The organism is Bradyrhizobium sp. SZCCHNRI2009 (genome assembly GCF_032485115.1).
Lineage (GTDB): Bacteria > Pseudomonadota > Alphaproteobacteria > Rhizobiales > Xanthobacteraceae > Bradyrhizobium.
Map to the genome: position 1 here is coordinate 1 of NZ_JAUEUH010000006.1, position 12,951 is coordinate 12,951.

Consider the following 12,951-nt stretch of genomic DNA (forward strand, 5'->3'; position numbering starts at 1 on the left):
GCGGGCCTCTACGACTACATCGCCAAGTTCGACCGGCCCGGCCTGATCGCGGCGCTGAAGGAACAGATCGAGGAACGGGCCCGCGCCGAAGCCAACCGGCGGGCCGCGTGACAGCAAGCGGACAGGAGTAGCGTGCGATGAGCAGCAAGATCGAAACCACCGAGGGCGCCGCCGTCGAATACGTCACTGCGATGATCGGCGGCCAGCTGTTCGGCCTGCCGATCTCCCGGGTACAGGACGTGTTCATGCCGGAGCGGGTGACGCGGGTGCCGCTGTCATCGGCGGAGATCGCCGGGGTCCTGAACCTGCGCGGCCGCATCGTGACCGTCGTCGACATGCGGGCGCGGCTCGGCCTTGCCCGCGCCGAGGACGGCAAGCCGCCGATGGCGGTCGGCGTCGATCTGCGCGGCGAGTCCTACGGTCTCCTGATCGACCAGATCGGCGAGGTGCTGCGGCTGCCCGAGGAGGGCCGGGAGGAGAACCCCGTCAATCTCGACCCGCGCATGGCGAAGCTTGCCGGCGGCGTGCACCGCCTCGACGGCCAGCTGATGGTCATTCTCGACGTCGATCGCGTGCTCGAGCTCGCCGCCGACAAGATGGCGGCCTGAACACTGCAACGTGCGGGCAGCGGCGCATCATGCGTCGTTGCATTGGATCCTGATCTCGTGAGGCTGATATGAGAACGTGTCTGGTAGTTGACGATTCCAGCGTCATTCGAAAGGTGGCGCGACGCATTCTGGAAGGTCTGGATTTCCAGATCGTGGAAGCGGAGGACGGCGAGCAGGCGCTGGAGATCTGCAAGCGGGGCCTCCCGGATGCGGTGCTGCTCGACTGGAACATGCCCGTCATGGACGGCTACGAGTTCCTCGGCAATCTCCGGCGCATGCCCGGCGGCGACGCGCCGAAGGTGGTGTTCTGCACGACCGAGAACGATGTCGCGCACATCGCGCGCGCGCTGCACGCCGGCGCCAACGAGTACATCATGAAGCCCTTCGACAAGGACATCGTGACGGCGAAGTTTCAGGAAGTCGGGCTGATCTGATCTCCGTCGCGTGCGTCGGTCCCGTGGTCGTCCGGGCTTGCCGTCACCCCGTGCCTCTGTCCTGTTGGTGAACTATGAGCGTCGCGTTGGCCAGTTCTTCGATCCCAAGTTCGACCAGGCAGGAACCTCTCCGCGTGATGGTCGTGGACGATTCCGTGGTCATTCGCGGCATGATCTCGCGCTGGATCGCGTCTGAGCCCGACATGGTCGTGGCGGCGTCGCTGCGCACGGGCCTCGAAGCCGTGAACCAGATCGATCGCGTCAATCCCGACGTCGCCGTGCTCGACATCGAGATGCCCGAGCTCGACGGCATCGCCGCCCTGCCGAAGCTGCTTGCCAAGAAGAAGAACCTCGCCGTCATCATGGCGTCGACGCTGACCCGCCGCAACGCGGAGATCAGCTTCAAGGCGCTGTCGCTCGGCGCGGCCGACTACATTCCGAAACCCGAGAGCACGCGCGAGGCGTCGGCGGCCGACAATTTCCACTACGATTTGATTCAGAAGATCCGCAATCTCGGCGCCAAGGCGCGCCGCGCCGCTCCCGCCCCGCATGCGCCGGCCGCCTCGCCGATCGTCCCGCAAGTCCAGGGGCTCCGGCCTGCGTCAACGGCGCGGCCGATGGTCGCTCCCGTGGCGCCCGCCGCGCCGACCCAGCTGGCGCGCCGCTCCTTCAGCACGCAGATGCCGAAGGTGCTGCTGATCGGATCGTCGACCGGCGGCCCGCAGGCGCTGATGTCGCTGGTGACCGAGCTCGGTCCCGTGATCGACCGCTTTCCGGTGCTGATCACCCAGCATATGCCGCCGACCTTCACCACCATCCTCGCCGAGCATCTGGCGCGCTCGAGCCGCAGGCCGGCCCATGAGGCCGTCGACGGTGAAGTGGTGAAGCCGGGTCAGATCTACCTTGCCCCCGGCGGCCGCCACATGCGTGTGGCGCGCCATGGCGCCGATGTGGTGATCGCGCTGGACAACGGTCCTCCGGTCAATTTCTGCAAGCCCGCCGTCGATCCCTTGTTCATGTCGGCGATCGAGGTCTGGCAGGGCTCGACCCTGGCCGTGATCCTGACCGGCATGGGATCCGACGGCATGCGCGGCGGCAAGGACATCGTCGCCGCCGGCGGCAGCGTGATCGCGCAGGACGAGGCGACCAGCGTGGTCTGGGGCATGCCGGGCGCAGCAGCCAATGCCGGCATCTGCGCGGCCGTCCTTCCCTTGAATCAGATTGGACCGAAGCTGGTTCGTCTGTTTGCTGGAGACCGTTCGTGACACCCCTGGACTATGAGTTCTTGCGTAAGGTCCTGAAGGATCGCTCCGGCCTCGATCTGTCGGCCGATAAGCAGTACCTGGTCGAAAGCCGGTTGCTGCCGCTGGCCCGCCGCTCCAACCTGCCGGGCATCACGGAGCTGGTGCAGAAGATCAAGAGCGGCGCGGAGCAGCTCACGACGCAGGTGGTCGAGGCGATGACCACCAACGAGACGTTCTTCTTTCGCGACAAGATTCCGTTCGATCATCTCCGTGAGGGCATCCTGCCGGCGCTGATCCAGTCGCGCGCCAATCGTCGTTCCCTGCGCATCTGGTCGGCCGCCTGCTCGACCGGACAGGAGCCGTATTCGATCGCGATGTGCCTGCGCGAATTCGGTCCCGCTCTGGCGGGCTGGCGCATCGAGATCGTTGCCACCGACCTGTCGCAGGAGGTGCTGGAGAAATCGAAGGCCGGCCTCTACAGCCAGTTCGAGGTGCAGCGTGGATTGCCGATCCAGCTGCTGGTGAAATATTTCACGCAGCTCGGCGAGCTCTGGCAGCTCAGTGCCGACATCCGCGGCATGGTCCAGCATCGCCAGCTCAATCTGCTGCAGGACTTCTCGCATCTCGGCAAGTTCGACATCATCTTCTGCCGCAACGTGCTGATCTATTTCGATCAGGAGACCAAGGCCTCGATCTTCGAGCGAATGGCCAAGGTGATGGAGCCGGACGGCACGCTGTTGCTGGGAGCCGCCGAATCGGTCGTCGGCATCACCGACGCGTTCCGGCCCAACCAGGAGCGGCGGGGTCTGTACCAGATCAATCCGGTGCGCAGCCCGCGCGGCGGCGCGGCGCTGCTGCCCGGCCTCAAGGTGGTCGCGGCGCGCTGACGCCGGCCGGAGCCGTCTGTGACCGGGGGGCGCCGGTCGGGCGGTCGGCCGTTCCGTCCCGCGTGCGTCCGTCCCGCGTGGGCGGCCGGTCCTTTCTGCGCCCGCAGCCTCCTTCCGAAGCAAATCTCGCCGACCCATGGAACTTTTCGGTTCCTGACGCGTCTATTCACGCCTTGGTGTGGACTCACGCGTGTTGAATTGGTGGCGGGGGATTGGATGAAAACGAGTGTGCGTCCTCGAATCGTGACGCGGGATCTCCCTGTCATCGCCAAATCGCCGACCGGGATCGACGGCCTCGACGAGGTCACCTTCGGTGGCCTGCCGCAAGGGCGGCCGACGCTGCTGTGCGGCGCGGCCGGTTGCGGCAAGACGTTGTTTGCGATGACGTTTCTCTACAATGGCGCGGTCGCCTACGACGAGCCGGGCGTGTTCATCGCGTTCGAGGAGCAGCCCGAGGACCTGATCAAGAACGTCGGCTCGCTCAGCTACGACATCGATAGGCTGATCGAGCAGAAGAAGATCGTGGTCGATCACATCCATCTCGATCGCAACGAGATCGAGGAGGCCGGCGACTACGATCTCGACGGCCTGTTCATCCGCATCGGCTTCGCGATCGATTCGATCGGCGCCAAGCGCGTCGTGATCGATACGATCGAGACCCTGTTCGGCGGCCTCGACAATCAGGCGGTGCTGCGCTCCGAGTTGCGCCGGCTGTTCGAATGGCTGAAGAGCAAGGGCGTCACCGCCATCATCACCGGCGAGCGCGGTGATGGTACGCTGACGCGCTACGGCCTCGAGGAATACGTCGCCGACTGCGTCATCCTGCTCGACAACCGCGTGCACGATCAGCTCTCGACCCGCCGGCTGCGCGTCGTGAAGTATCGCGGCACGGCGCATGGCACCAACGAATACCCCTTCATCATCGACCAGGAAGGCATCACGGTGATGCCGATCACCTCGTCGGGGCTCGCGCATGATGCGTGGACGGAGCGGGTCTCCACCGGCATTGCCGATCTCGACGACATGCTCGAAGGCCAGGGCTACTACAAAGGGTCGAGCATCCTGATCTCGGGCATGGCCGGCTCGGGCAAGTCGACGGTGTCGGCACACTTCGCCAATTCGATCTGCAAGAGCGGGCAACGCTGCATCTATTTCGCGCTGGAGGAATCCCCGCAGCAGATCATCCGCAACATGAAGTCGGTCGGTCTCGACCTGCAGCAATGGGTCGATCGCGGCCTGCTGCGGTTCTCGGCCCGGCGCCCCAATCTGTACGGACTGGAAACGCATCTCGCCGCCATGCATCGCGAGGTCAAGGAGTTCGATCCCGCCGCCGTCGTGGTCGATCCCATCTCGGCGCTCATGGGCGCCGGCATTGCCGGCGACGTGCATTCGATGACGTTGCGCCTCATCGATTTCCTGAAGGCGCGCGGCGTCACGGCGCTGTTCACCAATCTCGGCGCCGGCAGCGCGGAGACGGCGACCACGGAGATGCAGATCTCGTCGCTCACCGACACCTGGCTGCTGCTCTACAATCGCGAGAGCAACGGCGAGCACAACCGCCAGCTCTATCTGCTGAAGTCGCGCGGCATGGCGCATTCCAACCAGGTCCGCGAATTCCTGATGAGTGCCGACGGCATCTCGCTGCGCGAGGTCTATGTCGGCCCGGAGGGCGTGCTCACGGGATCGGCCAGGGTGGCGCAGGAGGCGAGAGATCGCGTCGAGCGCCTGCTGCGCATGCAGGATACGGAACGACGCGCGCGCGAGATCGAACGTCGCCGCCGCGACCTCGCGGCTCAGATCGAAACGCTCAAGGCTCAGCTGGCCAACGAGGAGAGCGAGATGGAGCTCATCAATCTGGAAGGCGCTGCCCGCGAGGATCAGCGCGCAGCCGCTCGCCTCGCGCAGATCGAGAGCCGCTCGTCCAGGCCTCGTCCGAGCTCCCCAGCCAACCCGCTGACATCCAGCAAATGACGGCGGCTCCGATGGAACAGGATGGCTACAATCTCCGGCTCTATGTCGCCGGTCAGACGCCGAAATCGCTGGCGGCGCTCGCCAACCTCAAGAAGCTGTGCGAGACGCATCTGCCGGGCCGCTACACGATCGAGGTGATCGACCTGATGAAGGATCCGGCCCTCGCACAACGAGATCAGATCGTCGCAATCCCGACCTTGATCCGTCAACTGCCCGAGCCCCTCAAGCGAATCATCGGCGATCTCTCCAATGCGGAGAAGGTGCTGGTTGGTCTGGACATCGCACCGAGCTGAACGGAGGACGCGTGGCATCAACAGACGCGATGCAGGCGGGACGGCCGCGTAACGAGGCGGAGGAGACGGTCGAGGCCATTCATCGCGGCAACGTCGATGCCGTGGTGGTGCAGGGCCCGGCCGGACCCCAGGTCATCATGCTGCAGGGCGCGGACGCGCCCTATCATGTTCTGGTCGAGCGCATGAGCGACGGCGCGCTGACGCTCGATGCCGACGGCTGCATCGTCTATGTCAATTCCAGGCTGTGCGCGCTGACCGGCCTCGGCGTACAGCAATTGGTGGGACGCAGCTTTGCCTCGCTGTTTGCGGGAGCGGTGCCCGAGCAGCGCGCCGACGATGCGGCAACCGACGCTCAACTGTGCCGCGCTGACGGCGGCCAGCTGCCGGTGTCGGTGTGGATGCGCCAGATGGCGATGGGCGGCGTGGTGGCCACGCTCGTGACGCTGACCGACATGTCGATTCAGCGGCGCGCCGAGGAGGTCGCCAATGCCGAGCGCTTTGCGCGCTCGATCCTGGAGCAGGCGACCGATGCGGTCGTGGTGCTGGCGCTCGACGGCCGGATCACCCATGCGAGCTGGGTCGCGGAGCAGCTCGCGGAACGACCGCCGGTCGGCCAGTTGTTTTCTGAGGCGTTCCCGCTCGATGGGCAGAGCGCCAGCCAGCGAGGCACGTTGACGCGCTTCTCGCGCGAGAGCCTTGATCAGGCGCTGGCGACCAAGCCCTTCCATGGCGTCGAGGTCGCCTTGCGCAACGCGCAGGCGTCGGGGCGGTCGTTCCTGCTGTCCGGCGGGCCCCTGGTGAACGATCTCAAGGAGACGGTCGGCTCGATCGTCACCCTGACCGACATCACCGAACGCAAGCGCGCGGAAGAGCAGCAGACCGTGCTGGTCGCCGAGCTCAATCACCGGGTGAAGAACATCCTGGCGATCGTGCAGTCGGTGGCGGGGCAGACCTTGCGGACCTCACCGTCGCTGCCGGCCTTCAACAAGGCGTTCTCCGGGCGCATCCAGGCGGTCTCGATCGCGCATGACATCCTGACGCAGACCCGTTGGATCGGCATCGGACTGAACGAACTGCTCACCACCGTGCTGGCGCCCTACGGCATCGGCGAAGGGCGGATCGCCATCGACGGCCCTCCGGTGCTGCTGGAGGCACGGCTGGTGCTGCCGCTTTCGATGGTGCTGCACGAGCTTGCGACCAACGCCTCCAAATATGGCGCGTTGTCCGCCTCCCACGGCCAGGTCACGATCTCCTGGCGCCTGCGCGACGATGGCCGCCGGCTGGAGCTGGTCTGGCTCGAGCGCGGCGGACCGCTGATCGAAGGCGGCGGCGGGCGCGGCTTCGGCACCACGCTGATCGACCGCGTCGTCCGCTTCGATCTCGAGGGCGAAGCCCTGCTCGACTTCGAGCCCGCGGGCATTCGCTGCTCGCTGACCTTTGCGCTGACCGCGGAGACGACCCCCGAGCATCTGCCGGCATCGGCCGTGCAGCCGGACTGATCGGATGCCCGCCTCAGCGCGCGATCGGAACGGAGCGTGCCGCCTTGCGGCGCCAGACGTCGTGGTCCCTTTCCGTCGCCTCACGCGCGGCGCGCGCTGCTCGGCGCAGCCAGCCTGAACCGCGCTGCTTCAGGTCCGCCGCGATCCCGGCGCCGGCGCGGCGGTCGGCGGCATGGATGGAGGCGAGGTCGGTGCCCATGCCGCGCAGAAGCTCCAGCTTGAGATCGGCGCCGGCTTCCTCGCCGAGATCGATCTTGCGTGAATCCGCCGACAGGCGTCGGACCACGTAGTCCCCGTCATTGGTTCTGTGAACGTGCAGGAATGGATCGGGCGCGCGATAGGTCCCGGTCGACAGCTCGACGAATCTGTGCGGCGGCGCCGGCTTTGGTTGCATCCTGCCCTTCGTCCTGTTCTTGGCCCAGGTCCAGGCCGAAGGGACCAGCGCCTTGGCCTCGCGGACGACGCGGCCGCCGCGCCATGTCGCGACGACGACGTAGCGCGGACGTCCGCGGCTGCCGCCGCCGGCGAAGCGATGGAAGAATGCGGCATTCTTCGCCTGCTCCGGAAGGCTGGCGGTGAGCAGCTTCCGCACCGCGGATGGAATCGCATCGGCGGCCGCGAGGCCGTTGATCTCCTCCCAGAACGCGCGGCGGCAATCATCCGAGCATTTGACGTAGGGCCTGATCCAGATCTCGTGTTCGTCGAGCAGCGCCGGCCGCGGGTGTTTGAGACCGTCGCGATAGCCTTGGAGGATCGCGTCTGCGGCGTCGCGGCTGTCGATTGCCATGTCGGGCGCGAGCTCGATGCTGGTCGTGAGCCGGACCAGATCGAAGGCGTAGGGCATCCTCGCAGCCTCGTCGAAATCGTTGACGCCCCACACCCAGCGCCCGTCGGCATCACGCCACGTGCCGAAATTCTCCAGATGGATGTCGCCGACGCACAGCGCGACCGGCGCCTCGGCCAGCTCCGGGCAGATCTCCTCGATGCGCCGCGCCCAGCGATAATAGGTGGCGCGCAGCAGGGCGAACGGAGACTTTCGCATCCGCTGGTGCTTGGCGAGAAGGTCGTCCTCGACCACTTTGCATTGGCTGCGAAGCCAGGCCTCGTAGGCCGCGGTATCTTCGATGATGGACACGCGATGCCTCCCGATGCGCCGGGCGTGAGCGAGGCGTTATGAGTTGCGTTGACGCCGAACGAACGTGGCCTCGCACATCGCGCGCAGCGCGCGCTCGTCGAACGGCTTGGCGAGCCGGGCCAGGCTGCGGAACTCCGGCGGAAACAGCGTCGCATCGTCATAGCCGGAGGTGATCACGATCTTGAGCTCGCGCGCGATCAGCTGCGGCAGGACGGCGAAGATCTGCTCGCCGCGCAGGTTGACGTCGAGCAGCGCGCCGTCCAGGCCGCCGCGCTCGGCCTCGCGCAGCACGTCGCCGACGCGCGAGACGGGACCAACCACCTCGCAGCCGAATCCCTGCAACACCGTTTCCAGCTCGAGCGCGATCAGGCCCTCGTCCTCGGCGACCAGGATACGCAAGCCTTCGAGTTCGGGTTTGTCCGTCGCCATGCCTCGTCCCGGTCATGTCCCGGTCATGCGCGCCCATCGCGCAGGGAGTTCACCCTCGGTCTATCTAATCCTCTCGACCGGCGTGTCGAGGCGTTTTCGTCGGCGGTCGTTAATATCCTACAGGATTGCGTGCGGCAAAAAGCGCGAGCGGTTGCCCGTGATCGGGCTCGTGTCTTCGCGGATCGACAGGCCGCAGGGCTGATGGTCGACGAGCCAGCTGCCGATCACCGGGAACACACCGCCGAAATCCGGCAGCGGCGCCGGCGCCTGGCGGATGAAGCCTTCGGCGCCGTAGGGACCCTCCTGCGTAGAGACGGCGACGCCGTCGGACACCAGGCTGACATTGGCGCCCTCGCGCGAGTAGATCGGCTTGCGCACGAAGCTCGGGCCGAGGCCGGCGGCCTTCGGATCGTCCTCGAAATAGGCCGGCAGCAGGTTCGGATGGCCTTCGTGCATCTGCCAGAGCAGGGGCAGGATGCCCTTGTTGGACAGGATGGCCTTCCACGGCGGCTCGATCCATTGCGTCGGCGCCTGCGCGAGCTTGACGCCGAACGCATCGCGAAACATCCATTCCCAGGGATACAACTTGAAGGCGAGCGCGATGTCGCCGTCCTCGAGATCGACGAAGCCGCCGCCGCTCTCGCGCCAGCCGATGTCGGCGACGTCAAGGATGGTTGTCGACAGGCCCGCTTGGGCAGCCGTGTCGGCCAGATAGGCCAGGGTCGTGGCGTCCTCGGCGTTGGCGGTCAGCCCGGCCAGATGCACGCGGCGCCGCTTGCCGAGGGCGCGCCAGCGTTCGATCAGGCGCTCATGGATCGAGTTGTACTGGTCCGCGCGCCCCGGCAGAATGCGGCGCTCGATCGCCTGCTCGAGCCACGTCCATTGGAAGACCGCGGCCTCGAAGATCGACGTCGGCGTGTCGGCGTTGTATTCGAGCAGCTTCGCTGGCGTACGGCCGCCCTGATAGCTGAGGTCGAACCGCCCATAGAGGCTGCCGTCCCTCCGGCGCCAGCTCTCCGCCAGCAGCGGCCAGACCGCTTGCGGGATCTTCAGCCGGCGCAGCAGCGCCTCGTCACCGACGACGCGCGCGACCAGCGCGAGGCACATCTGCTCGAGCTCGGCCGTCGGCTCCTCGATGCCGAGCTCGATCTCGGCGATCGTGAATGCGTAGTAGGCGCGCTCGTCCCAATAGCGCTCGCCGTCGAGTTCGTAGAAGTCGAATCCGCATCGTGCCGCGGTCTCGCGCCAGTCGTCACGTTCGGGACAGGGGATGCGCTGCATCGGCGTCAGCCTAAGGCAGCAGCGAACAAGCCGTGCCCGTGGCAACAGGGCGCAGCACGACCGCGGCCGCCATCAATGATGCGGCCATGATCACGTCCGCGCGGTCCCGGCGCCATCCCGCGCCGGCGACCACGCGATCGCCTGCCAGCAGATTGCTGCGAGGCGGCGGCGGTCGCCGCAGCCCTCATCGTCGCCGGCACCATCAGGTGCCGACATTGCATCGGATCGCTTCCGATCAGTAGGTAGGCCAGTTTTTTATGATTTTGAGTCTGTGTCAAAGATCCGAATCCGAGATAACAGCATGAACGCGGTGTTTTCACGGCGCCGGCGCGACGAAAATCAGCCGCCGCCTCCGAAGCCGTGTCCGAACGAGCCAAAGCCGCCGCGCGAGACATGTGCGGAGGAGGCCTCGGCGACATGGCTCGATCCGCTGCTTCTGGAATCGCTGTCGCCGCTGGAAAATCCCCAGCGGCCGGAGCCGCTGCCGCCGCCACCGCCGCTCGAGCGGCGCGTCGTGCATTCGCCCGTCTGCGGCTGGCCGGCCATGGTCGGCGTCTCGGCGCCTGGCTGCGGGCAGCTCTGCTGCCGCGGCATCAGCGCATAGGCAGTGCTGCCGACGGCGAGCGTGCCCATCAAGAGCAGCGCGACATGGCCGGAGCGCTTCACCGGCGGCGTCGCGGGCGGGGGCGGCATCGGCCGGCGCTTGCCGAATTCGCGGCGTTGCTCGGCCATGGTCAGATGATCATCGAGGCGGCGTTCAGCGCGCCGGCCGAGAGCGACGCGAGACCGAGCCAGATCGCCGAAGCCAGCTCGCCGGCGACGATGCGCTGGGCGAGATCCGGCACCGGGATGCGGACGAGGTAATAGACGATCACCTGGACGATCAGCGCGACCAGCGCCCAGACCAGGCAGTCCAGCACGTTGGCGGAATGGGCGATGGCGCTGACCAGCGGCAGGGTGAAGCCGAGCAGGCTGAGGCCGAGCGCGATCGCGGCCGAGGGGTGATTGTCCCGGATCAGCTGGAATTCATTGTAGGGCGTGACGCGGGTGTAGACGAACAGGTAAGCCGTCACCGCGGCCAGCGCGGTACAGAAGTACACCAGAAAGGCCGGCAGGCCGGCGAGCGATTGCAGGATCATGATCAGGCCAAGCGTGTGGAGCTCTCATCTGTCGCGATGCCAGCATGCCCGGTTCGACGTGAACAAAGTCTATCCGCCCTTCGCCAGTTCCTGGCTGGCCTGGTCCAGCATCTGCAGCACCGAATCCCCGGTCTTGCGGGTGTGCTCGGAGAGCGCCTGCGCGAAGCCGTCGCCGTCTCGGGCCCGCAGCAACGCCATGAAGGCCTCGTGCTCCCGGATCGACTCGTCCCAGCGCCGCGCATCGTAATTGGCCACGGCGCGGGCGCGGAAGACGCTCGCGTGCAGCGTGCCCCACATGTTGAGCAGCACGGCGTTGCCGGCGAGCTTGGTGATCTCGGCATGGATCTGCTGGTTGAGCCGGAAATAGGCGGCGCGCTCGGCGGCACGATGCAGCGCCACCAGCTCGGCATGCATGGCGTCAAGCCTGGCGAGGTCGTCCGCCGTCGCACGCGCGGCCGCGGCGCGGCCCGCGGCGGCATCGAGCGACACCATCACGTCGAAGATCTCGGCGATCTCGCGGGCGTCGATCGGCGCCACCACGGGCGTGCGATGCGGCCGCAGCTCGATGAGGCCCTCGGCGGCGAGGATCTTGAATGCCTCGCGCAGCGGCGTGCGCGACACGCCGAAAGTCTCGCATAGCATGCGCTCGGGCAAGGCAGCGCCGGCGGCGAGCTCGCCGTCCACGATCATCTCGCGCACCCTGGCGACGACCTGATCGTGCAGCGACAGCCGCTCGAGCGGCCGCTTGGAGTGGTCGGACGACAGCTTCAGCCGCGCCGGCTTGAAGCGCGTCTTCAGTCTGGGCCGGGGTGCTGGTGGGGTCATGTGGGCGCGGCTGCTCCGCTGCGAGATGCCTGAAATTCGGGCGATGCGCCCGCGGATCAGGCAGGTCCTTCAAGATTTGATGGTCATTAAATACTGATTTTATTGTATAAAAGCAACATTGCATATCGCATCCAGTTGGCATGTCGCTTGCTGATGAGAGCACAAGCCATGAGAGACAAGCCCGTGGATCGACCTGCCCTGGAGATGGATGTGAAACGTTTCGTGCTGCTCATTCTCGCCCTGCTCGCGCTGCCCTCGCTCAGCTTCGCCGACGACGCCGCCAAGATCAAACTCGGCTACGCCAAATGCGCGCACTGCACGCCGATGTCGCTGACGCCGCAGTTCGCCGAAGGCGTCGCGATCGATGCCGTCAGCTTCAACACCGGCACCGATGCGCTGACCGCGCTGGTCTCGAAGAACATCGACGTCGCGCAGGTGACCTATCTGCATTACGCCATCGCGCTCGACAAAGGCTTCGACGTGGTCGCGATCTCCGGCCAGGTCAATGGCGGCTCGGCGATCCTGCTCGGCAATGATCTCGAGGTCGCGCCGGGCGATTGGAGCGCGCTGAAGGCGCTCATCGCCAAATACAAGGCCGACGGAAAGCCGTTCCGCGTCGCCGCCTCGCGCGGCAATGCGCAGGACATCCACATGCGCGGCGCCTTCGCCAAGCAGGGCATCGACATCAACAAGGACGTGCAGTTCGTCAACATCCCCAATCCGTCCGACCATCTGCAGGCGCTGCGCCGCGGCGAGGTCGAGCTGATCTGCACCGTCGAGCCGTTCGCCACCCAGATCATGCAGGCCAAGGCGGCGAAGTTCTTCGGTTTCCCCTATGACCAGGCCGCCGGCAAGCTGACCAATCTGATCCTGACCCGCTCCGACGTCATCGCGTCCAACCCGAAGGCGCTGGAGGGTGTGGTGCGCGCGGTCGTCAAGGTCGATGCGCACATTGCCGCCGACAAGCCGGCGCTGATCGAGGTCATCTCCAAGATCACCGGCCTCGACAAGGCGATCGCGACCGGCGCGGTCGAGAACCTCGATCCCGACCCGAAGATGTACCGTGCCTCGGCGCTCGCCATCGCCACGATGATGCGCGACCTGAAATACATCAACTCGGACGTCACGGCCGCCGTCGAGAAGAGCCTCGACTACCGCTTCCTGGAAGCGGCCACGGGCAAGCCGAAGACCGAGCTCGGCTACTGA

The 12,951-nt window shown here is 66.4% G+C and carries 14 protein-coding genes and 1 pseudogene; 9 read left to right on the plus strand and 6 right to left on the minus strand.

Annotation, left to right across the window (positions count from 1 at the left end):
* From QX041_RS34400 to QX041_RS21245, 8 genes and pseudogenes are all read left to right on the plus strand, one after another.
* Positions 1-111, plus strand: a pseudogene (locus QX041_RS34400) (response regulator); the annotation flags it as partial.
* Positions 112-137: 26 nt separating this feature from the next.
* The gene (locus tag QX041_RS21215; protein WP_315714012.1) at positions 138-608 is read left to right on the plus strand and encodes a chemotaxis protein CheW; all 471 of its coding nucleotides are present in this window, start codon (positions 138-140) and stop codon (positions 606-608) included.
* 68 nt (positions 609-676) lie between these two features.
* Positions 677-1,042: a PleD family two-component system response regulator gene (locus tag QX041_RS21220; protein ID WP_006613312.1), complete on the plus strand. Its 366-nt coding sequence runs from the start codon at positions 677-679 to the stop codon at positions 1,040-1,042.
* 74 nt (positions 1,043-1,116) lie between these two features.
* Positions 1,117-2,307, plus strand: coding sequence for a chemotaxis response regulator protein-glutamate methylesterase (locus QX041_RS21225; protein ID WP_315714015.1), 1,191 nt, complete (start codon positions 1,117-1,119; stop codon positions 2,305-2,307).
* Complete coding sequence (locus QX041_RS21230) at positions 2,304-3,173, plus strand: protein-glutamate O-methyltransferase CheR (RefSeq protein WP_315752677.1); 870 nt, start codon at positions 2,304-2,306, stop codon at positions 3,171-3,173. The genes QX041_RS21225 and QX041_RS21230 overlap by 4 nt, the downstream gene beginning before the upstream one ends.
* 216 nt (positions 3,174-3,389) lie before the next feature.
* Positions 3,390-5,144: a circadian clock protein KaiC gene (gene kaiC, locus QX041_RS21235; RefSeq protein WP_316166473.1), complete on the plus strand. Its 1,755-nt coding sequence runs from the start codon at positions 3,390-3,392 to the stop codon at positions 5,142-5,144.
* Positions 5,141-5,437 (plus strand): circadian clock KaiB family protein, encoded by a 297-nt coding sequence (locus tag QX041_RS21240; RefSeq protein WP_012046401.1) that lies wholly within the window; start codon positions 5,141-5,143, stop codon positions 5,435-5,437. Before kaiC ends, QX041_RS21240 begins: the two co-directional genes overlap by 4 nt.
* 11 nt (positions 5,438-5,448) lie before the next feature.
* Positions 5,449-6,936 carry an HWE histidine kinase domain-containing protein gene (locus QX041_RS21245; RefSeq protein ID WP_316166474.1) on the plus strand — a complete coding sequence of 496 codons (1,488 nt, stop codon included), beginning with the start codon at positions 5,449-5,451 and terminating at the stop codon, positions 6,934-6,936.
* 13 nt (positions 6,937-6,949) lie between these two features.
* Here QX041_RS21245 and QX041_RS21250 read toward each other — a convergent pair whose 3' ends face one another.
* The 6 genes from QX041_RS21250 to QX041_RS21275 all read right to left on the minus strand — a co-directional run bounded on the left by QX041_RS21250 (position 6,950) and on the right by QX041_RS21275 (position 11,745).
* On the minus strand, positions 6,950-8,071 hold the full coding sequence (locus QX041_RS21250; protein WP_315826146.1) for a DUF2252 family protein: 1,122 nt from the start codon (positions 8,069-8,071) through the stop codon (positions 6,950-6,952).
* A gap of 36 nt (positions 8,072-8,107) precedes the next feature.
* Complete coding sequence (locus QX041_RS21255; RefSeq protein ID WP_315714020.1) at positions 8,108-8,500, minus strand: hypothetical protein; 393 nt, start codon at positions 8,498-8,500, stop codon at positions 8,108-8,110.
* Between the two features lie 117 nt (positions 8,501-8,617).
* The gene (locus QX041_RS21260) at positions 8,618-9,781 is read right to left on the minus strand and encodes a glutathionylspermidine synthase family protein (RefSeq protein WP_316166475.1); all 1,164 of its coding nucleotides are present in this window, start codon (positions 9,779-9,781) and stop codon (positions 8,618-8,620) included.
* A gap of 339 nt (positions 9,782-10,120) precedes the next feature.
* The gene (locus tag QX041_RS21265) at positions 10,121-10,513 is read right to left on the minus strand and encodes a hypothetical protein (RefSeq protein WP_315714023.1); all 393 of its coding nucleotides are present in this window, start codon (positions 10,511-10,513) and stop codon (positions 10,121-10,123) included.
* Between the two features lie 2 nt (positions 10,514-10,515).
* Positions 10,516-10,920, minus strand: coding sequence for a DUF350 domain-containing protein (locus QX041_RS21270; protein ID WP_315714024.1), 405 nt, complete (start codon positions 10,918-10,920; stop codon positions 10,516-10,518).
* A gap of 69 nt (positions 10,921-10,989) precedes the next feature.
* Positions 10,990-11,745 carry a GntR family transcriptional regulator gene (locus QX041_RS21275; protein ID WP_315767808.1) on the minus strand — a complete coding sequence of 252 codons (756 nt, stop codon included), beginning with the start codon at positions 11,743-11,745 and terminating at the stop codon, positions 10,990-10,992.
* A gap of 204 nt (positions 11,746-11,949) precedes the next feature.
* Between QX041_RS21275 and QX041_RS21280 the strand changes: the two genes are divergently transcribed.
* Positions 11,950-12,951 carry an ABC transporter substrate-binding protein gene (locus tag QX041_RS21280; protein ID WP_316166654.1) on the plus strand — a complete coding sequence of 334 codons (1,002 nt, stop codon included), beginning with the start codon at positions 11,950-11,952 and terminating at the stop codon, positions 12,949-12,951.